Here is a 19,255-nt window from a genome sequence, read left to right as displayed (position 1 = left end):
CTACTACACAAACAAAGTCCACCTGCGTGGACTAACGAAAAATCAAGGCTTTTGAACCCACGAAGGTGGGTTTCGTCTGTGTAGCTGCGACTTCTAGTCGCCCTTGCAAGTAATAAATTAGACTTTTCAAACACCCTCTTCTCTTAGGAAGGGTATGAATTACCACGCTGATTATTACGCTCACGATAGCTATCTTCTCTGGAATAGGGTGTAGGTTGATCATATTCTGGATAGTCTTTACGACATTTTTTAGGTTGACAACAACAGGGAGGGGGTGACTGGTAACATCCCCCAGCTAAGAGTTGTTGTTCTTCTGCTGATAATTCTACAAGCAATGTAGATTTATTAGTTTTATTTAACATCATACGCCTCACTTAGTCGAATTATTTCCGGTTTTAATTTGCTGACAACTTGACGATAAAGTCTGATTTCATGTTTTTATTTGACATGATTACTAGCCTCAATTTATGAATAGGTAAATGTTGCCTGTATCTCTTTTATGACTATTAATAATTAGAAAAAAATGCCCCCTTAGTTATAGGTTTATATAACTTAAGTTACTCTTGAGTTATAGTTCTATTTAGACAAAATATAGCCATCTAGTTTAATTATCAAAAAAATACACAGGGTGTTTTGACGACAGGGTAACGCACCTGACAATAATTGATTTTGATTTGCAAACAAAATTATAAGTAGGTTAGCATTGAAAATCGTCGTTATGGCAAGGCAAAAGGCAAGAGTGAAGAAGATTTGGGGGATTTTACTTTTCTTTACATAGATTGGTTTTATTGTGTTCACCTACTTATTTAATCTATTTCATCAAAGGAAGTTATGGAGAAAATCTGGTAATAAATTACTCAATTTATCACTGCTAGAACTAACTGTTAGCAATCCAAACGTCAAAGAAAGTGCTATGGTTATTTGGGATAATTTATATTTAGTAGTTTGTGAAGTAGAATCACCTGAAGCGAGAGTTAAATCATTTTTGCCCTCAGTTTCCAGATCGGTTTTTTGGAAGAATAATTTACCATCAGCGAATAAACCTAACATGGGTAAAATTTGCCCACCGACAAGAGATTCTTGTTCTGTATCATCAAGATATCTAAATAATTGATGGTGATTTAATTGAGTATTCTTCAGCATATTATTACTCCTTAGATAAGCAACTAGTACCGCAGGGCGGAAGTCAAAAGTCAAAAGTCAAAACGAAGACAGTATAGGCTTCTTAACGATTTAGAATGGTTGGTTTATTTACGCCGTGTTGTACTAGTTTAAGTTGAGTGATAGAGAGATAAAAACTTTAAAAAACATTTATTTATATAGTTAAAAACTGTAAATGCTCTCCGGGTTTTGATAAGAAAGTATCAGGAGTTCCTTGAATTTGTACTTGACCTTTTTCTATGAGAACAATCCAATCAGCCCGGTGGATAACGCTGGGACGATGGGTAATTAAAATTGTGGTTTTACCTCTGCGATATTCTAAAAGCCGATCTAGAACATGAGCTTCACTCATAGGGTCTAATCCGGCGGTAGCTTCATCTAAAATCAGTATAGGTGGATTTGTGAGAATACCGCGAGCGATCGCTAATCTTTGTCTTTGTCCCCCAGAAAGATTTGCTCCAAACTCCCCTAATACGGTTTGATATTTACTAGGTAATTGACTAATAAAACCATCCGCATCAGCAATATCACAAGCTTGAACTATATCTTCAAAAGCAATATTAGGTGTACCTAAACGGAAATTTTCTAAAATAGAACGACTCCAAAAATGAGGTTCTTGGGGAACATAAACTACTTGTTGTCGGTAACAATCTAAAGCAATATCTTGGATATTAAAAAAGCCGATGCGGATATTACCAGAATCTGGGACATATAACCCAGCCAATAATTTAGCTAAAGTGCTTTTACCACAGCCTGATTTACCAATTAAGGCAATGACTTTTCCGCCAGGAAGCTGAAGAGAAAAATCATCTAATAAGTCAACTCTACCTGCATGATGAAATTGAAGATGGGAACAATTAATATCTGCCAAACTAGAAATTTGTGCAGTTGGTTTTTGACTTCCTCCTACTACTTCTGGTGTGGCATCAATAACTTCCAATAATCGAGAAACTGCTGTTTGGGAACGAAAATATTCATCAACAAAGCCAACTAATGAGTTAATTAAGGCTAAAACATTAACTTGTAAGGCATTAAAAGCTAACATTTGTCCAATACTTAAATTGCCTTTAATTACTAACATACTCCCCATTCCTAACAAGATAACACCACCAATTGTAGATATGATTTTAGCAACAGTTCCATTGATAATTGCTATTTGCACTGTGCTAAAAGCAAGATTGGCTAAACGACCAAACCGACTTTGAAATTCATCCCAAAATTGAGGAGCAGCATTTGTAGTTTTCATTACCTGCGCCCCTTTAAATGTTTCTACTAAAACACCTTGATTTTCTGCTCCTAAGACTAAAAGACTGCGGGTTTTTTGTTGCAGAATAGGTAAAAAAGGTAAAGTAGATACAGTCATTACAGCAGCAACTAATAAAACGGCTATTGTCAATTGCCAACTATAAAATAACATTAAAGAAAAAGATATTACAGCAATAAAAAATTGACTAGGTAAAACAATCACAATCTGTGATACTAGTTGGTTAATTTCTCCAATATCTCGCAGTCGGCTAGTAATTTCCCCACTGCGACGGGATTCATAATAATTTAAGGGTAATTGGAGAAGTTTACGCCCAAATTCTAGAACTAAACCTAGTTGTAATTTTTGTCCAAAATGAGAAATCATTAAGGCTTGAAATACTTGCAATCCTCCACCAAATAAACTCATAACAACAACAGCGGAAACTACAACAGTGAGTAATTGTACATCTCCACGTACGAGAACATCATCTGTTAATAATTGAATTAAAACAGGAGTTCCTAGTGCTAGTAAACCCAGGACAATATTGATCATTAAAACCTGAGTTAGCAACCCACGATAGGGTAAAAGGCGGCGAAAAAAGCGCGTGATCCCACCTTTTGATTGTTCTTGGGGTTGTTCAAAAAAGCGGTCTGGATCTGGCTCTAATAAGAGCATGACTCCATTCCAAGCATTGGTTAATTCTTCTTTTGTCAGATAACGAAGTCCAACAGCCGGATCAGCAATAACGTATTTTTTTCCTTTTTTACCATATAAAACAACCCAATGATAGCCTTGCCAATGGATAATTGCAGGTAATGTAATTTCTGTAATTCTGTCTACAATTTCTGGAGAAGCTTTGACGGCTCTAGCATTAAAACCGAGATTTTCTGAACCTCTTTTTAACCCTAATAATGTTGTTCCTAATTGTCCAGTACCAACAGCTTCTCGACTTTTAATCATACTTAAAAAGCGTCCATAGTGTTTAGTAATAGAAACTAAGCAAGCTGCTCCACAGTCTTCTTCACTTAATTGTAAAACACACTGATAACTTTGATGAGGTTTGAAGATATTAAACATAATTATTCAGAAAAATTGAGGTTGCTGCAAGAAAATCTAGCTTTATTAACGTTGTATTTGGTTGAGTTATCGCTTAATTCTATCTCCAATTTAATTTATGAGTTGGTGATTAATTTGCTTTTTCTGAGGATGAATTGTAGTACAGTTTCTTGACGAGAAATAATATCAGCACGTCCTTCCATGCCAGATTTGAGATAACATAAATGATTACCTTTTCCTAAAAATAGACTTTGGGGTTCAATATTGATTTCATAATTAGCTACCTGGGGTGTGCTAATCATAGAGTTATTTTGTGTAGTAGCCAGAATATCAGGAGCAACTGTTTTCACAATTCCTTTGAGAGTTCCATAGTCTGGATAGGGACAAGCTGAAACTTGCATTTGAACTGCTTGACCTGTTTTTACTTTGTCAATATCTTTAGCCGAAACGTGAGCTTTAATGATTAAAGGAGCATCCACAGGAGCAATTTGAGCAAGAGACTCACTGAGTTGTACAACCTGTCCGGGGTTGCGGAGTTTGAGTTGCATGAGTGTGCCATTTGTTGGGGAGCGAATCACACTTTTATTCAACTCATTTTCTAGTTGTTGTAATTCTTGACGAGTGCGAATTTGTTGTTTTTGTAATTCTAACCGTTGTTGAAGTAATAGCTCTCTTTCTTTTTTTAAAGCAGCTAAATTACCTTCACCTTTAGACTTTTCCTGGTTAATTCTTTCCCAAGCTACTGTTACATTTGCATTACTGGGATTAAGGGCAATTTTGGCTTTTTGTAAGTTGAGTTGGGCTAATTTAACGGCTTGTTCTTTTTCTTCTTGGAGATTCTTAGTAGTAGATTTGGCTTGTTCTAATTTGGCTTGAGCAGATTTAACAGCCTGTTCTTTTTCCTCAATTAAATTGCGAGATATTGCTCCTGATGTAACTATATTTTGCAAGCGATCGCGCTGTAATATAGCCAGCTTTAAACCTGCTTCTGCTTCTTGTACAGTGGCTATTAATACCTTTTCTTTTTGTAATCTCGCCAGTTGCTCTTTTGCTAAAGTTATCGCTATTTGAGCTTGTATCATTTCTGTACTAGCTTTAATTTGTTGATCTTTATAGTTGCGTTCAGTTCCAGTTAATTCAGCCTGTGCAGCAATAATGGTGCGGTTATTTAAGTTGACTTGAGAAATTATCTGAGTATTGATTTGATTAATTTGAGCATCAATTTGAATAAGTTGTAATTGATTCTGCTCGATAGTATTTTGCAGTTGTCTCTTTTGAGATTGCAATTGGGAGTCATCAATATAAGCAATGATTTCTCCTTTTTTTACTAGCTGATCTTCTTTAACAACAATTCTTTTAACAGTTCCCGTTATTGCCGATTCAACTAATCGTAATTCTCCCAAGGGTCGGATAGTTGCAGGGACTTTAACTGTGATGTTGTAATAGAGGACAGAAGTAAGACTCACAGCCACTACAAACATACTAATCATTACCCCTCCACCGATATAAATCCATTTACCGATATGGGGGAGAAACTCATTAGCTTCTAGTATATGCAAATCTTCTGTAGTTGGATTATTGAAGTTATACCAAGAATTATTATCTTGACCCTGTAAGGAGTTCACGGTATTACACCTTTTATTAGGACTAAAATAGTCTCACCTACGATAGCAATTATCATCCAGCCCAAAAGTAACTATCTTAGGTAAGAAATTGACGGAAATAAAAACAATTAAATTTCTCTATTCACATTGTGAAAATTAATTTGATAATCGGTTATAATTTAGTGAAGGGGGTAGAGATAGTTATGCCCTAGTTATGGAAATTGCCTTTCTCAAATCTTCGGCGCGGATTAAGCGTGGAGAAAATGGGGGGAAAAGAATCAAACTTTCTCAAAGTCCTCACTTACGTTGAGCAAGTTATTCTCATCTCCTGTAACCCCCTTTCTTGTCTAAAAAAGTTGTTTACTAGCATTGCAGAGCGGCGAAAATAACTAACTATTAAAAATCTCTAAAAAGCTGGTGTAATTTGCTTTTTTGATGTCCAGTTATTTATTTTCAATTCCACTCTGCGGTACTAGTTCAGTCCTGCTTTAAAATTAGGAAATTTATAGCAATATCTTTGCCAAATGGAAAAACCTCGATTTGTAGGTTGGGTCATGGAACATTGAAACCCAACAAGTGCGTTGGGTTTTGCTCGGCTCAACCCAACCTACATAGAAATGGCTAAGGTATTGTTATCGGCTTACTATCCCTACTTACGCAAGAATCCCTAGACTTCCAGTTGCATTTGCAATTGGAGGTAGAGGCAATGGGGTGGCAACTTGAGGTGTAGGTGCAGCACCACCGCCGTCGCCTGGTAGTGTTGCTGGACCTAAAGCTCCAACACCCACAGGAAGCTCTGCTCCTAAACCTAAGAAATCTTGTCCCGCAGTCAGAATGGTATTAGACTTACCTGCGGAAGTAGCACTGCTACCTTGAGGACCGGAGACGCTTGATCCCATTAAGAGCGATCCCTTGTTAGCATAGTTACTAGCGGCTAGTTCAAAGTCAGCCCCACCAGTTACTATTTCTTGCTGCTGATCAGATAAAGCAACAATCAAATCGGATGCGTCCATTTGATTTAACACAATTATTAGCCTCACTTACGAAATTAGGTGTTTCATCACCTAACAACTCAACTATAAGCATTGCTGCCTAATAATTCATAAACCTACGGGTAGAAAGTAAAGTTTGCAAATTTACCTCTAAAAGTAGAGACAAAATAGGTGGCAATTATTAAAATAGTATTATTAATAAAGATAAATTCTAGTTCAATAAACCTGGAAAATTCTGCATAATATTTATTTTTTGTTTTTCCAGGAAACTCTGAATATATAGCTTTGTCAAGGGCTACAACCAACAGAAAATTAAATATCTATATTTTTAGATATCTCTAATTTCATAAACATCATTTGTCTAGATCAGGAATTAATTAGTAACCCGAGAGTAACTGATTCAATAAATAGGCACAGGTAGCACTACCGATAGGAACTGTTAAATTATCTATTCCCAAAAAAGAAAATGCCTCTAAAATAGTTGCAATTACGGCAACAATTAAGGAAACTATCCAGGTTTGCCAAATGTTACCTTGGGTAACCAGTAAAAGGGTTGCACAAATAAAATAACTGATTAAAGTCACTGTTAAAGAACCTTCCCAGCTTTTTTGAGAACCGAAAACTATATATTTATGTTTACCAAACCGTTTCCCAATTAAAGCAGCTAATCCATCTCCCCAAGCCATAGTCATAATTCCTAAAACAGCATATTGGGGTTGGTGTAAATGCCAGAAAACACCCACTAAAACACCTATACTCACAGCATAGAAAAATGTTCCCAAACTATGACGCTCAATGTTATTAATACTAGGAATAATGGGGAATTTATAAGATAATAAGGTGATGATACTCGCAAAAACTGCCGCTATAATTCCCACATAAGCAGAAATATCTAACCACCAAGCAATTAAAATCACATTACCTGTGCCAATATGCACGATTTTACGGATGATTTCTGGTTCGCTATCAGTAAAATGACTAACTACCCAAGCAATGCAGATAATTAATCCTACCCAAGCCGCAGCGGTGGCAGTTGGCAGCGACAATGGGGGAAGGGTTTCCAAGCTGATGAATGTATTAAACAATGATAGAATAGACCCATTTTTAACTTTAATTCTACTTTATGAGATTTAGATATGAAAATATTATTGATTTGGCTAATTAAGGGCTATCGTTTATTTATTTCTCCCCTGTTTCCCCCGACTTGTCGCTTTCAACCGACTTGTTCCATGTATGCGATTCAAGCTATTGAACGGTTTGGGGTATTTCGGGGTAGTTGGATGGCTATTATGCGGATTTTACGCTGTCATCCTTTTCATCCAGGAGGTTATGATCCTGTTCCAGAGATGGATAAAAAGTCTTGTTGTGAACATGAAGAGTGAACACGAATTTAAGGGATTACTGGATTACACGGATGTTTTGTTGAAGATATACAAGTTAAGGAAATGTAGGTTGGGTTGAACGATAGTGAAACCCAACAAATGCTTATAGATGTTGGGTTTCGTCTCTCAACTCGAAATATGTAATGAAAAGTAAAGTTGCCCAAAACCTCTTCTTAAGTTCTCTGTTCCCTTGTCATAACAATAATTTTTAATGTCCACCTACTTATTTGTATAATACTTTATGGTCATTTAAAATAAATAAAAAAATGCAGCCTTTTAACAGTACATGGATTGGCGTTATACTGGGCTTAATTTTGGTCACGATGCCATCTGTTGCTCCTAAAGCTCAAATTGGTTTACTGGGTCAAGCCTTTTTTGATAAATACGATATCAAGATTTCAGATAAATACATAGAATTGCACCAGCGTTAAAAAAGAGTTAAAAATTAGCAATTAAAATGCGACCTTATTACCAAATCCCCATTATTGAATGTCGTGAACCTTTAGTTAAGATTCCTTTAGAATTGTTTGCGGTGGAATCTCCTCACCCTTATCAAAAGTTAGGTGCTAATTATGGCGGGCATTCACCTTATTATTTGCGCCAAAGTGTTGTTGAAAATTTGATTCAGGCGCAAAATAATTTACAATTATTACGTCCTAATTGGTATATTCAAATATTTGATGCTTATCGTCCTGTGGCTGTGCAGCAGTTTATGGTAGATTACAGCTTTGGGGAAGCGTTACGAGAACGGGGTTTGACAGAAAAGGAATTATCACCCCAGCAACGGGAAGATGTATGGAAGGCGGTTTATGAAATTTGGGCTGTACCCAGTTTGGATATGAAAACCCCTCCTCCCCACAGTACGGGGGCTGCGGTGGATATTACCCTGGTCAATGATCTTGGGGAAGTTGTGGATATGGGTTCACCTATTGATGAAATGTCCGATCGCTCCCATCCAGAATATTATACTCATAGTCATCAAGAATATGATGCTAACCGTCAACTCTTACGGGATATCATGTTAAAAGCTGGATTTCAACGCAATCCTAGAGAATGGTGGCATTTTTCCTTTGGTGATCAAATGTGGGCTTGGTTATATAATCAATCTCATCCCGAAACTCTGATGACAGCACGTTATGGAAGATTAAATTCAGACACATCCGGAAATTTTCCATAGATTGTGTTATAGTGGTAGGCGCTACTAGTGAAGCAAAACTTCATAGTTGATTTTGGAGAGGTGTCCGAGTGGTTGATGGTGACGCACTCGAAATGCGTTTTGGGGAAACTCAACGGGGGTTCAAATCCCCCCCTCTCCGTTGAATTTATGTTATGACTGCGGTTTTTCTTCCTTTTGTTGCTGAATTTCCGCTGCTGGGTTTTGGTTGGTTTCCACAGTGGGAACTACCACACCAGAAGGGTTTTCTGGTTGAGATTCCTGGGGTGGAGTCACTACGGGACGAGGTTCTGGTGCGGTATTTTCTGGAGGTGGAGAAGCTTTTTGGGATTCTTTAGAATCGCGCAGGGTATCCATTAAGGATGGTGAGGAAGTCACAACCGGCGTTGATTTCTTGGTAGTATTGTCGGGATTTGGTGTGGGTTGAGAGTTCTGATTCTCAGACATTTTTTCTTGAGAATCGCTAGCAGGAATTGGTTCTGGAGAAACGCGAATATTTTGACGTTTTCTCCGCACACGAGGTAAGGGTACAGATTGATTGAATGAGGAATTTTGAATTTTTTGAGTTGTAGATGATGGTGATATTTCCACAACAGGTTTAGGGGGAATAGAGTCGGAAGTGGTTTGTTCCAAAGATGGTTTCGGTGCTGATTGTAAATTGGGTTTTGATAATATCCGCATCGTGCTAAAACCTGCGGTAGCTGCAACCAAAGCAATACTAATGCTAATAACTCCCTTGGGTATACCTGTTTTTTTGCCAATGTTGGCGATTTTTGATGGTGTGGACAGAGGAGGAAAAGTAGGTTTTTTAGGTGAAGATTCTGATTTTAAATCCGATAAATTAATAGTGGGGATTGCTTGAGTCGGTAAACTTGGTGATGTGACAGCCAGCCTATTTTCTGGTAAAAGTTGCAGCCATTCTGCTACTGTGGTGGGGCGAAATTGTGGTTCTACCGCCATTCCTCGGCTAACTGCTTGATTAACAGCCGCACTCAGATGAGGTTGTAATTCACGGGGAGAAGGCATTTGTTCTCGGTCACGCAATAATGCAGGTATGGGAACTTGTGCTGTCAAGAGTGCATACAGGGTTGCTGCTAACCCATAAACATCTGTGGCTGCTGTGCGTGGTGCTTGAGTTAAATACTGTTCAATGGGTGCATATCCCTCGCTGACCAAACCCGTATGTGTCTGTTTTGCCCCATTATTAAATTCTCTGGCAATGCCAAAATCAATTAGCACTACTTCCTGAGTTCCTTGACGCAAGATAATATTATCTGGTTTAATGTCTCTGTGCAGTAACCCGTTGTTATGCACCACCTGCAAGGCTGCGCCTATTTGGCGGATATAATGAATAGCTGTGGCTTCTGGTAAGGGTATTCCTGATAAAACAAATGCTGCACCTAAAGTGTCTCCGCGAATGTATTCCATTACCATGTAAGGTAAACTGTCTTCTTCAAAAAAGTCGCTGACTCGGACAATATGAGGATGAACACAAGCGGCTAATCTCCTGGCTTCATCTTGAAACTGGCGCTGAAATTTGGGAAAATCGGGATGTTGCCGCAACCTTTCGTTGATAGTTTTCATCACCACTTCTTGATTTAAATAGTGGTGCATAGCTTTGAAGGTAACACCAAATCCGCCCCGCCCTATTTCCTGGAGGATGGTATATTTTCCATTCTGTAAAATTGTTCCTGCTAACATAGGGTTTTTTCAGTCTTAAATAAGCAGATAATTAATTGGGTTATATCATTCCCATCTATTATGACAAGGGTTTTTGATTCTGCTCAAATATTGTGAGATATCAGTAACTACTTATTTTCAAAAATAAGAGGATAGGGTTTAAAGTATTCAAAATTTGTATCTTTTGAATCGCAAGTCACCATAATATCAGGATAATTATTAATTTTTCCCTGCCCCCCTGCTCCCTGCCTTGTCCCAACGACTATTTTTAACACCAACCTACTTATTCCCTATGCTGAGGCTAGAATCTGTTAATTTTTATCGGCGTTTACAGCATCAGCACCAATACCCAATTTTACAGGATATTTCCTTGAGGGTATCACCAGGCGATCGCCTAGCCATTGTCGGTACATCCGGTGCTGGGAAAACTTCTTTATTACGCCTCATTAATCGCCTAAATGAACCCACTAGCGGCAAAATTTATCTTCAAAATCAGGAATATCGGCAAATTCCCGTTATCCAACTCCGTCAACAGGTAATGCTTGTCCAACAAGAAGCTCAGTTATTGGGGATGACAGTTGGGGAAGCCTTGGCTTATCCTTTAGTTCTGCGCGGTCTACCAAAGCAAAAGATTCAGGAAAAAGTCAGTTATTGGCAAGAACAACTGCGAATTCCTGAACAATGGTTAGGACGAACCGAGGTGCAACTTGCTGCTGGACAAAGACAGTTAATTGCGATCGCTCGCGCCCTAGTTACCGAACCCCGGATTTTACTCCTAGATGAGCCTACATCAGCCTTAGACACTCCCACATCCACTCACTTAATGGACATACTCACACACCTAAATCAACCACCTTCCTCGGCAATTTTGATGGTAAATCGCCAAATAGATTTAGCTCAAGCATTTTGTACCCATCTCTTACATCTTCAACAAGGTCAATTAATAGTCAATCAACCCGCCGCTGACATAGATTGGAATAACTTAGCAACCAGCTTAATCCAAGCCGAAACTCAAGCACTAGCAGAATGGACTTAATCAACTGCTAATTAACCCCAGTTCCTCTTGCCTCTTGCCTCTTGCCTCTTGCCTCTGTCCGTTCCCTGTTCCCTGTTCCCCTTTCCCTGTTTCATAAACTTTGAGTAGTCAACACAGGAAGTTGATTAGTAAATCTTTCTCTTGGTAATTTTGTTTGTGTTTGCGGAACATTAACATTCAAAATTTCCATGTTAAATCTGTATCCCACATTGCGGATAGTTTGAATTAAACTGGGTTGACGTGGATCAAGTTCCACCTTCTTCCGCAACGATAAAACATGAGTATCAATAGTGCGGGGATTATCAATAGCATCAGGCCAAGCACGACGCAATAATTCCGATCTACTTAAAGGCACTCCTCCAGCTTGTGCTAAAACATACAATAAACTGAACTCCTGGGGCGTTAAATCAATAAACTCCCCTTGAAAACGTACCCGACGCTGAACTAAATCAATTTGCAAACTGCCATAATCTAAATAGGCTGGTGCAGTAGGTGTCCGGTTACGGCGAATAATTGCCTCAACCCTAGCCAAAAATTCTTGCATTCCAAAAGGTTTGCTTAAATAATCATCCGCCCCCGCTTTTAATCCTGTCACAATATCAGCTTCATTCGTACGAGCAGATAGCATGAGAATTAAAGGCTGTTGTTGACGATGTAACCAGCGGCAAAACTCGACCCCATCACCATCTGATAAATCCGCATCTAGAATGACTAGAGTGGGTTGATGGCTGATAAACACTTCTTTGGCTTGATAAATACTGGCAGCTTGATGAACTCGGTATTCTAGTTGTTGCAAGTGCCAACCCAACAACGACCTCAGATGGGGATTCCCCTCAACAATTTCTATACAAACCGAACCCACAGTGGCAAGACCCCTTAGCGTTAATGAATCTCAAATTAACAATCCCATGATTAAGGTTTTGTAGTTTTTGTTACTTCAATAGACATATTCTTCACATTTCCCCCATAAACCTTGCAGAAAATTTATTTTTTACTTTATTTATAGCCAAACTAGTAGCTTTATTAAGTTTTTATTACGTTTACATTATATCCATTTGACAACGGCAATAGGTAAATAAAATTACTTTCTCATCGCTTATAGCGGTATGAACTAGAATCAGCTACAAAATTTACTTCAAAAAGCCATACAACCCTATCACTTTCACTCCTCTTCCTTCTTTTTATTCCTCCTAACTCTTACCCCATATCATTAAAGTTTATTTTTAGCAATCTGTCCTACTCCTTGAGAGATATGGTAAACTCAATAAAGCAATCATTCACCAAAGGGAGTAGCACAAAAATCACACCCGATGATAACCGAAGGTAGAGACAGGTGGTCATTGATCCCGGAAACAGCCAACAAATTCTAAAACTTGATTTTACAGATTTACGCAATCATAGCTAGATTTGTATTCCCAGTAAACAACGTCTAAAAAATTGGATAAGAATCCATTACCCTCTGTGGTTACAAATAGATAGCTAAAGTCCAGCTATCATATTTAACTTTTGACAAAAAATCGTAAAAATACCTTACAAAATCAGCATATTTCCAACTTTTTGGCGTAGGATCTAATTAAGTTTTTAGCTGCTGGGGGGTCTCACCCAAGGTGAAAATATTAACTTGTGAGTTAATACAGGAGAGGGAAGTGATATTTCATTAAGCGTGAATCATCATCTACAATTCTCATCGCAAAGAGATTAATACAGCAGTTATGCTCCAAGACACACAAACCATCCGCTACTACCAAAGACTTACCGACGCCTTCGTCGAATTATGGAACCGCGGTTATCGTATGGATGATATGCGGATGTATTTGGATGGATACCTAGCCGCACTTCGACATAGTAACATCATCGAACCATATTGGATTCATCGCTTAGAAGAGGAAGCCAGTCGTTACTTGCATGATGTATCTAATTTTACAATAGTTCAACCAGAACCTGAAAAACAGCATGGCTACTACTAAAGGTACTATCCGATTTTGATAACTAGTACAAAACGGCGTAAATAAACCAACCATTCTAAATCCTCCAAAAGCCTATACTGTCTTCATTTTGACTTTTGACTTCTGCCTTGCGGTACTAGCCCATTACCGCCGATGATCATAGCACGATTTTTGCCTTGGTCAATGGGGTATAGGGGACTAAATTTGGGAAATACTGCAATTTATACCCCTTAGTTTCATACAAATAAGGGGAATTTTTTTGTTATCTACTTCCGTACCAGCTAAGGGAGTACCGCCGGCGATTTCCATCCCGTCGGGTAATTCGCTGATTTTTGCCCCCATTTTATTGAGTTGTTGTGCCATTACAGTTATGCGATCGCTCTCCCTATGATGCTAACATTTTCGTATTAACAACAAGTTCTCACATATTCTTGAAAAACTGGAGATAATTTCAACAGAATTTTATCTTCTTTGATTTTCGTGATTAAATACCGTTTTTGTAAGGATTGTAACCCATTATTAAAATCAACTGAGGATAAATTTAAACTTTGTCTTAATTCTTCTCTGGAAATAGGGTTTTCAAATTTACTTAGTTCTAATACTATTTGTTGTTCTTGGGGTGATAGGTGGTGAAATGTCTCTTGAAATGACGGCGTAAATATGCGTATCCTAGAACCCTTGTAGAGGCTTTCCATGGAACGTCTCTACATTCTTTTTTTGGAGATGTCTATTAGACATTACCTATTTTCGAGCAAAATGTTTTTCCATAATTTCTAAAATCATGGGTGCAGCAACACTACCACCACCACCACCAGAATGTTCAGCAAAGGCTACCACTAAAATTTCTGGCTTATCCGCTGGTGCATAAGCGCCAAACCAAGCGTGATTTTCTTTAACTTTTCGTCTCCAAGCTTCAGCAGTACCACTTTTGCCAGCTATAGGAGGAAGAGAGGGGACATTTAATACCTTACCTGTACCTTCAGTAATTACCTTTCGCAAGCCATCACGCAAAATTTTAATGGTTATGGGTTTGAGATTTAATGATTCTCTCCAGCTTCTAGCTTCTTCATTATCCTTCAATAAATGTGGTTGGACTCGATAACCACCATTGGCAGGTACAGCAAACATCACAGCGGTTTGTAAAGGTGTAGCTTGTAAAGCACCTTGGCCAATAGACATATTCACAGTGTCACCGACACTCCAAGGTATCTTCCATGTTTTCTGTTTCCAATTTTCATCAGGAACTAAACCTTTAGATTCTTCTGTCGTAAATTCAAACCCGGTTCTTTGACCGAAACCATATTTACGAGTCCATTCAATCAATGTTGGTCCACCAACTTTCTTGGCAACTTGATAAAAGAAAGTATCGCTACTCCACTGCATAGCCCCTACAAAACCCAAAGGACCAAAACCAGCGTGATTCCATTCGCCAAATCTAGTTCCACCAATAGTTAAAGAACCATAGGTTTGTAATACTGTATCAGGAGAAAATTTACCTGATTCTAGTGCAGCGGTTGTGGTGACAATTTTAAATGTACTGGCGGGAGGAAAGGCACTTATGGCCCGATTAACTAAAGGATGACCAGAACCTTGAACGGTTTCCCAGTCTTTTTGAGAAAGTTTTTGTTTAGAAAATATATTGGGGTCAAAAGTAGGATGAGACACCATTGCTAAGATAGACCCATTCTTTGGGTTAATTGCGACTATTGCGCCATTGCGTTTACCTAAAGCTTTTTCTGCGGCTATTTGCATATCTAAATCTATGGTTAAGTGCAAATCATTACCAGCTTTTGCCTGCTTGCTTCCTAATACTCGTAATGGTCTACCACTACCATCTACTTCTACCTGCTGACCACCCCATTCACCTCTTAACAATTTTTCATAAGCTTTTTCTACTCCCATTTGACCCATAACATCTCCCAAGCGGTAGCCCTCTGCTTTCTTTTTCCCTAACTGTTCAGCGGTGATTTCACGGGTATATCCGAGTATGTGAGCCAACTCTTGACCATGAGGGTAATAACGCACAGCTTCCGTATTTATTTCTACTCCCGGTAGTTCATTTTCATACTCTTTTAATCCTGTTACCTGTGCCTCGTTTAAATTTCGAGCAATGCGAATTAGTGATGAGGGATTGACAGCAGATTGTTCAAGTATTGTCTCAATATCTGTTTGGGGAGTATCGAGAATTTTTGCTAAACGTGGACCAACTACCGACCAGGATGGTTTGGTATGTGCCATTGGCCACAAATATACAGAGCGGGGATAACGGGTGCTGGCTAATAATTTACCATTCCTATCAAAAATATTACCTCTTTCTGGTTGTTTGGGAATAACCCGAATGCGGTTAGATTCTGCTCGGATGCGGTGTTTTTTTCCTTCGATGATTTGTAAATATATTAATCTAGCGCCGATTCCAGATAACATTAATAATGTGAATAAAATTACAAATGTGGATTGGACACCACGTCCAACTGTGCGTGTGTTTTTTGTTATACTAAGTAATGATGGTAAAATAGTCATAGACCAAAATAATTTTTTGGGATAAATAGGTGACAGGTTACAGGGAACAGGTTACAGGTTACAGGTAACAACGGACAACGGACAACTGACAAGATTAAATATCAGGGTATTCTACTGAAGATTATGGCTCAAACTGCGATGCAGAATCAAAGAAGTTTAAAACCATTACAACCACTTGATGTTGAATTGCGTAATGTATTCAAGTTTTTCAACCAAGAACCCGCAGTACACGGAGTGGATTTGGATGTTAGACAGGGAGAGTTCTTTAGCATTTTAGGTCCTTCTGGTTGTGGAAAGACAACTACGCTTCGCTTGATTGCTGGATTTGAAAGGGTGGATGCTGGTAAGTTACTCATTCAAGGTCAGTTAATGACTGATGTTCCTCCTTATCGGCGACCGGTGAATACTGTATTTCAAAGTTATGCTTTATTTAATCACTTAAATGTGTGGGAAAATATTGCTTTTGGATTGCGGTTAAAAAAAATATCTAAATCGGAAATTGCTAGTCGCGTCACAGATGCTTTAAAGCTAGTAAAAATGGAAAGTTTGCGATCGCGTGTTCCTAGTCAACTCTCCGGTGGTCAACAACAGCGGGTAGCATTAGCAAGGGCTTTGGTGAATTGTCCCGCAGTGATTCTCCTCGATGAACCTTTGGGAGCATTAGACTTAAAACTTCGCCAGGAGATGCAGGTTGAGTTATCCAATCTTCACAAGGATTTAGGGTTAACTTTTGTGATGGTGACACATGATCAGGAAGAAGCATTATGTTTATCCGATCGCATTGCGGTGATGAATCAAGGCAAAATAGAACAAATTGGTACTCCTAGCCAAATTTACGAACGCCCGCAAACGCCTTTTGTGGCTGACTTCATTGGTGATACTAATCTATTTAGCGGTGAAATTGTGGAAGTGGATGCAGAATCTGTGAAAATTTCTACTAAAACCGGATTAACCATGATTGTTGGTCGTCACGAACAAACTCCTCTAGAAATAGCTCAAAGTGTTGTTGTTAGTGTTCGTCCTGAAAAAATTCAACTTTCCCTTTATCCCACTAATATACCCACAAACTGTTTTGAGGGACGGCTAATTAATGTCATGTATTTAGGGACTCATGTTAATTATGTTGTGGAATTAATCAATGGTGTGAACCTCAATGTTTTACAACCCAATACTTATGGTAGTTTACCAGATAGGAATACACCCATTTATGCTTGGTGGGAAAAATTTGACTGTTTAGCTATTAGTCAAGATATAAATTAAATGACTAACAGACGTAATTTTCTCAAAAAAATGGCGGCATTTTCTACCTTATCCTTAGGTAGTTGTGGTTGGCGACTAGCTAATGTGGGGTCAAACGATGTTAGCTCTAATCAAAGTGACAAACTATTTATTTATACCTGGACTCAATATACAGATAAAGAATTACTAACTACCTTCACGACCCAAACAGGGATGAAAGTAATAGCAGATGTATATGAATCCAACGATGTCATGTTAGCTAAATTGCAAGCTGGAGGTGGTGGTACTTATAGCATCATTTATCCTTCTGACTATATGGTACAAAAAATGGCGGAAAAGGGGTTATTAATAGAAATAGATCATAACCGTTTAATTGGCTTAGATAATTTATTTCCCCAGTTTAATAATCCTACTTATGACCCAAATAATCGTTATAGTCTTCCTTTTAATTGGGGAACAACGGGTTTATTATACAACTCAGAACAATTGGTAAATGTCCCGGAAGATTGGGAGTATCTTTGGCAAAATCAAGATCAACTCAATAAACGGTTTACCTTGCTCAATGATGTGCGAGAGGTAATGGGTGCAACCTTGCGGATGTTAGGTTATTCCTATAATTCCCACAATGAAACTGAGGTTAGACAAGCATATCAGAAATTGCAGATATTAAAACCTGCGATCGCCGCCTTTGATACAGACGCTTGGCAAAATAAGATTCTGGCGGGAGATCTAGCGATCGCTATGTGTTATTCTTCAGATGCCGTCAAAATTTGCAAGGAAAATCCCAAACTCAAATTTGTAATTCCTCGCAGTGGTTCTTCATTATGGACAGATACCATCGTCATTCCCAAATCTAATCCGAATATAGCTGGTGCTTACGCCTGGATTAACTTAATTTTGCGACCAGAAGTAGCAGCAAAAATTTCCGAACGTTTATATATTTCTACTCCTAATCAGGCAGCATTTGAACAATTACCAAAAGCAATTCAAAAAAACACTAATTTATTTCCCCCTGAATCACTTTTAGCTAAGTGCGAACGGCTGATACCTTTAGGAACATTTGAAGAAACTTATGAACGCTATTGGACTCAATTACTAACTTAAAAAATGGTAATGGGTAATGGGTAATAGGTAATTAATATATAATCACTAATTTGCAAATGGAATCTTCTAGCAACCTAAAAAAAATCGAGAAATTACAACCTGATTGGAAAAATTGGCTACCAACCTGGGGATTACTAGCACCATCTGGCATTTGGTTATTAATGTTGCTAGTTTTACCAACATTAATAATTTTTGAATTAAGTTTAGTCCCAGATATTCGACCAGGTGATTTAGTAAATCCTAGTGGATTAGGTAACTATATTCGCATTTTTGAACCGCTTTATTTAAAAGTCATCATTAATTCACTTTTTCTAGCATTTGGAACTACTATTATCACCTTAATTTTAGGCTTTCCCGTTGCTTATTGGATTGCTTTGATAGCACCAAAGCGATGGCAAAATTTATTATTATTAGCCTTTGTTTTACCTTTGTGGACTTCTTCTTTATTGCGTTCTTACGCATGGATTACAATTTTACGTCCCACCGGATTATTAAATAGTATATTAGCCAGTTTTGGTTTACCCGCTATCAATATTTTGAACAGTAACTCAGCGGTATTAATTGGCATGAGTTACAGCCTGTTACCCTACATGGTATTAATTTTATATGCTTCCTTAGAAAAATTAGATAAACAATTGTTAGAAGCTGCTGCTGATTTAGGTGCAAATCCCATGCAAACCTTTTGGAAAGTAACTGTACCTCAAGTTTTACCAGGGATTGCTGCTGGTTCGCTGCTAGTTTTTATTACTGGGTTAGGAGATTTTATAGACCCAGAATTACTGGGTGGTGCGTCAAGTATGACCGCTGCGCGGTTAGTTTATAATCAGTTTCTGGGCACTAGTCAAAATTGGGGTTTTGGTTCAGCATTGAGTATGGCATTGATTTTGATTGTGAGTATTGCCATTTCTTTCCTGATTAAATTTGATAAAACTAAATAATTGTGGTTCTACCGTTCCCTTTATGTAAAACAATATTTATTGTAGGTTGGGTTGTTCGCTGTCTTCGTTGCGGAGCAATCGGGACGAAACCCAACACCTCCTACTATCCTCTCGCTAATGTTGGGTTTCACTTCGTTCAACCCAACCTACGAAAATTGAATTAATATTTTATTCCAT

At 38.2% G+C, this 19,255-nt stretch carries 18 protein-coding genes, 1 tRNA gene and 1 pseudogene; 9 read left to right on the top strand and 11 right to left on the bottom strand.

The features are described from left to right. Positions 1 to 143: 143 nt before the first annotated feature. From PN471_RS09195 to PN471_RS09170, 6 genes are all read right to left on the bottom strand, one after another. Positions 144 to 365, bottom strand: a complete 222-nt coding sequence (locus PN471_RS09195; RefSeq protein ID WP_271776584.1) for a hypothetical protein — start codon at positions 363 to 365, stop codon at positions 144 to 146. A 454-nt stretch (positions 366 to 819) separates the two neighbouring features. Further along, positions 820 to 1,143, bottom strand: coding sequence for a hypothetical protein (locus tag PN471_RS09190; protein ID WP_271776583.1), 324 nt, complete (start codon positions 1,141 to 1,143; stop codon positions 820 to 822). 172 nt (positions 1,144 to 1,315) lie between these two features. Next, on the bottom strand, positions 1,316 to 3,484 hold the full coding sequence (locus PN471_RS09185) for a peptidase domain-containing ABC transporter (RefSeq protein ID WP_193891058.1): 2,169 nt from the start codon (positions 3,482 to 3,484) through the stop codon (positions 1,316 to 1,318). 95 nt (positions 3,485 to 3,579) lie between these two features. After that, the gene (locus tag PN471_RS09180; RefSeq protein WP_271776582.1) at positions 3,580 to 5,088 is read right to left on the bottom strand and encodes an HlyD family efflux transporter periplasmic adaptor subunit; all 1,509 of its coding nucleotides are present in this window, start codon (positions 5,086 to 5,088) and stop codon (positions 3,580 to 3,582) included. Between the two features lie 632 nt (positions 5,089 to 5,720). Further along, positions 5,721 to 6,092, bottom strand: a complete 372-nt coding sequence (locus PN471_RS09175; protein WP_193891064.1) for a CTB family bacteriocin — start codon at positions 6,090 to 6,092, stop codon at positions 5,721 to 5,723. A 344-nt stretch (positions 6,093 to 6,436) separates the two neighbouring features. Next, positions 6,437 to 7,144 (bottom strand): diacylglycerol/polyprenol kinase family protein, encoded by a 708-nt coding sequence (locus tag PN471_RS09170; protein WP_271776581.1) that lies wholly within the window; start codon positions 7,142 to 7,144, stop codon positions 6,437 to 6,439. A gap of 51 nt (positions 7,145 to 7,195) precedes the next feature. Between PN471_RS09170 and yidD the strand changes: the two genes are divergently transcribed. The 4 genes from yidD to PN471_RS09150 all read left to right on the top strand — a co-directional run bounded on the left by yidD (position 7,196) and on the right by PN471_RS09150 (position 8,757). After that, on the top strand, positions 7,196 to 7,441 hold the full coding sequence (gene yidD, locus PN471_RS09165; protein WP_168643630.1) for a membrane protein insertion efficiency factor YidD: 246 nt from the start codon (positions 7,196 to 7,198) through the stop codon (positions 7,439 to 7,441). Positions 7,442 to 7,707: 266 nt separating this feature from the next. Then, entirely contained in the window at positions 7,708 to 7,872 is a 165-nt protein-coding gene (locus PN471_RS09160; protein ID WP_271776580.1) for a hypothetical protein, read from the top strand. A 26-nt stretch (positions 7,873 to 7,898) separates the two neighbouring features. Next, on the top strand, positions 7,899 to 8,618 hold the full coding sequence (locus PN471_RS09155; protein WP_271776579.1) for a M15 family metallopeptidase: 720 nt from the start codon (positions 7,899 to 7,901) through the stop codon (positions 8,616 to 8,618). A gap of 54 nt (positions 8,619 to 8,672) precedes the next feature. Continuing rightward, positions 8,673 to 8,757, top strand: a tRNA-Ser gene (locus PN471_RS09150). An 11-nt stretch (positions 8,758 to 8,768) separates the two neighbouring features. Here PN471_RS09150 and PN471_RS09145 read toward each other — a convergent pair. Next, a complete protein-coding gene (locus PN471_RS09145; RefSeq protein WP_271776578.1) occupies positions 8,769 to 10,316 on the bottom strand; it encodes a serine/threonine protein kinase in 1,548 nt (515 codons plus the stop codon). A gap of 271 nt (positions 10,317 to 10,587) precedes the next feature. On the opposite strand from PN471_RS09145, the gene PN471_RS09140 reads away from it, so the two are divergent. Next, a complete protein-coding gene (locus PN471_RS09140) occupies positions 10,588 to 11,331 on the top strand; it encodes an ABC transporter ATP-binding protein (protein WP_271776577.1) in 744 nt (247 codons plus the stop codon). 91 nt (positions 11,332 to 11,422) lie between these two features. Here PN471_RS09140 and PN471_RS09135 read toward each other — a convergent pair whose 3' ends face one another. After that, a complete protein-coding gene (locus PN471_RS09135) occupies positions 11,423 to 12,193 on the bottom strand; it encodes a response regulator transcription factor (protein WP_271776576.1) in 771 nt (256 codons plus the stop codon). An 850-nt stretch (positions 12,194 to 13,043) separates the two neighbouring features. Between PN471_RS09135 and PN471_RS09130 the strand changes: the two genes are divergently transcribed. Then, on the top strand, positions 13,044 to 13,298 hold the full coding sequence (locus PN471_RS09130; protein WP_193891083.1) for a DUF6761 family protein: 255 nt from the start codon (positions 13,044 to 13,046) through the stop codon (positions 13,296 to 13,298). A 210-nt stretch (positions 13,299 to 13,508) separates the two neighbouring features. On the opposite strand, the pseudogene PN471_RS09125 reads toward PN471_RS09130, so the two are convergent. The 3 genes and pseudogenes from PN471_RS09125 to mrdA form a co-directional block, all read right to left on the bottom strand. Continuing rightward, positions 13,509 to 13,664 (bottom strand): annotated as a pseudogene (locus PN471_RS09125) (3-phosphoshikimate 1-carboxyvinyltransferase); the annotation flags it as partial. Positions 13,665 to 13,684: 20 nt separating this feature from the next. Continuing rightward, a complete protein-coding gene (locus PN471_RS09120; protein ID WP_271776575.1) occupies positions 13,685 to 13,972 on the bottom strand; it encodes a hypothetical protein in 288 nt (95 codons plus the stop codon). A 46-nt stretch (positions 13,973 to 14,018) separates the two neighbouring features. Further along, a complete protein-coding gene (gene mrdA, locus PN471_RS09115; protein WP_271776574.1) occupies positions 14,019 to 15,797 on the bottom strand; it encodes a penicillin-binding protein 2 in 1,779 nt (592 codons plus the stop codon). Between the two features lie 123 nt (positions 15,798 to 15,920). Here mrdA and PN471_RS09110 point away from each other — a divergent pair, with 123 nt between their 5' ends. The 3 genes from PN471_RS09110 to PN471_RS09100 are packed head-to-tail and all read left to right on the top strand — an operon-like array spanning position 15,921 to position 19,078. Further along, the gene (locus PN471_RS09110; RefSeq protein WP_271776573.1) at positions 15,921 to 17,057 is read left to right on the top strand and encodes an ABC transporter ATP-binding protein; all 1,137 of its coding nucleotides are present in this window, start codon (positions 15,921 to 15,923) and stop codon (positions 17,055 to 17,057) included. Then, positions 17,058 to 18,140 carry a polyamine ABC transporter substrate-binding protein gene (locus PN471_RS09105; protein WP_271776572.1) on the top strand — a complete coding sequence of 361 codons (1,083 nt, stop codon included), beginning with the start codon at positions 17,058 to 17,060 and terminating at the stop codon, positions 18,138 to 18,140. It begins immediately after the preceding gene. A gap of 56 nt (positions 18,141 to 18,196) precedes the next feature. Then, positions 18,197 to 19,078 carry an ABC transporter permease gene (locus PN471_RS09100; RefSeq protein ID WP_271776571.1) on the top strand — a complete coding sequence of 294 codons (882 nt, stop codon included), beginning with the start codon at positions 18,197 to 18,199 and terminating at the stop codon, positions 19,076 to 19,078. The last annotated feature ends 177 nt before the right edge of the window (positions 19,079 to 19,255 follow it).

It is taken from the genome of Aphanizomenon sp. CS-733/32 (assembly GCF_028330045.1).
GTDB lineage: Bacteria > Cyanobacteriota > Cyanobacteriia > Cyanobacteriales > Nostocaceae > Dolichospermum > Dolichospermum gracile.
This window is presented reverse-complemented; position numbering and strand designations above follow the sequence as displayed.

Excerpts from the sequence above, each read along its gene's own strand:
- PN471_RS09195 (WP_271776584.1), bottom strand. The coding sequence starts at position 365 with ATGATGTTAAATAAAACTAATAAATCTACATTGCTTGTAGAATTATCA.
- PN471_RS09190 (WP_271776583.1), bottom strand. The coding sequence starts at position 1,143 with ATGCTGAAGAATACTCAATTAAATCACCATCAATTATTTAGATATCTT.
- PN471_RS09185 (WP_193891058.1), bottom strand. The coding sequence starts at position 3,484 with ATGTTTAATATCTTCAAACCTCATCAAAGTTATCAGTGTGTTTTACAA.
- yidD (WP_168643630.1), top strand. The coding sequence starts at position 7,196 with ATGAAAATATTATTGATTTGGCTAATTAAGGGCTATCGTTTATTTATT.
- PN471_RS09160 (WP_271776580.1), top strand. The coding sequence starts at position 7,708 with ATGCAGCCTTTTAACAGTACATGGATTGGCGTTATACTGGGCTTAATT.
- PN471_RS09155 (WP_271776579.1), top strand. The coding sequence starts at position 7,899 with ATGCGACCTTATTACCAAATCCCCATTATTGAATGTCGTGAACCTTTA.
- PN471_RS09145 (WP_271776578.1), bottom strand. The coding sequence starts at position 10,316 with ATGTTAGCAGGAACAATTTTACAGAATGGAAAATATACCATCCTCCAG.
- PN471_RS09140 (WP_271776577.1), top strand. The coding sequence starts at position 10,588 with ATGCTGAGGCTAGAATCTGTTAATTTTTATCGGCGTTTACAGCATCAG.
- PN471_RS09130 (WP_193891083.1), top strand. The coding sequence starts at position 13,044 with ATGCTCCAAGACACACAAACCATCCGCTACTACCAAAGACTTACCGAC.
- PN471_RS09120 (WP_271776575.1), bottom strand. The coding sequence starts at position 13,972 with ATGGAAAGCCTCTACAAGGGTTCTAGGATACGCATATTTACGCCGTCA.
- mrdA (WP_271776574.1), bottom strand. The coding sequence starts at position 15,797 with ATGACTATTTTACCATCATTACTTAGTATAACAAAAAACACACGCACA.
- PN471_RS09110 (WP_271776573.1), top strand. The coding sequence starts at position 15,921 with ATGGCTCAAACTGCGATGCAGAATCAAAGAAGTTTAAAACCATTACAA.
- PN471_RS09105 (WP_271776572.1), top strand. The coding sequence starts at position 17,058 with ATGACTAACAGACGTAATTTTCTCAAAAAAATGGCGGCATTTTCTACC.
- PN471_RS09100 (WP_271776571.1), top strand. The coding sequence starts at position 18,197 with ATGGAATCTTCTAGCAACCTAAAAAAAATCGAGAAATTACAACCTGAT.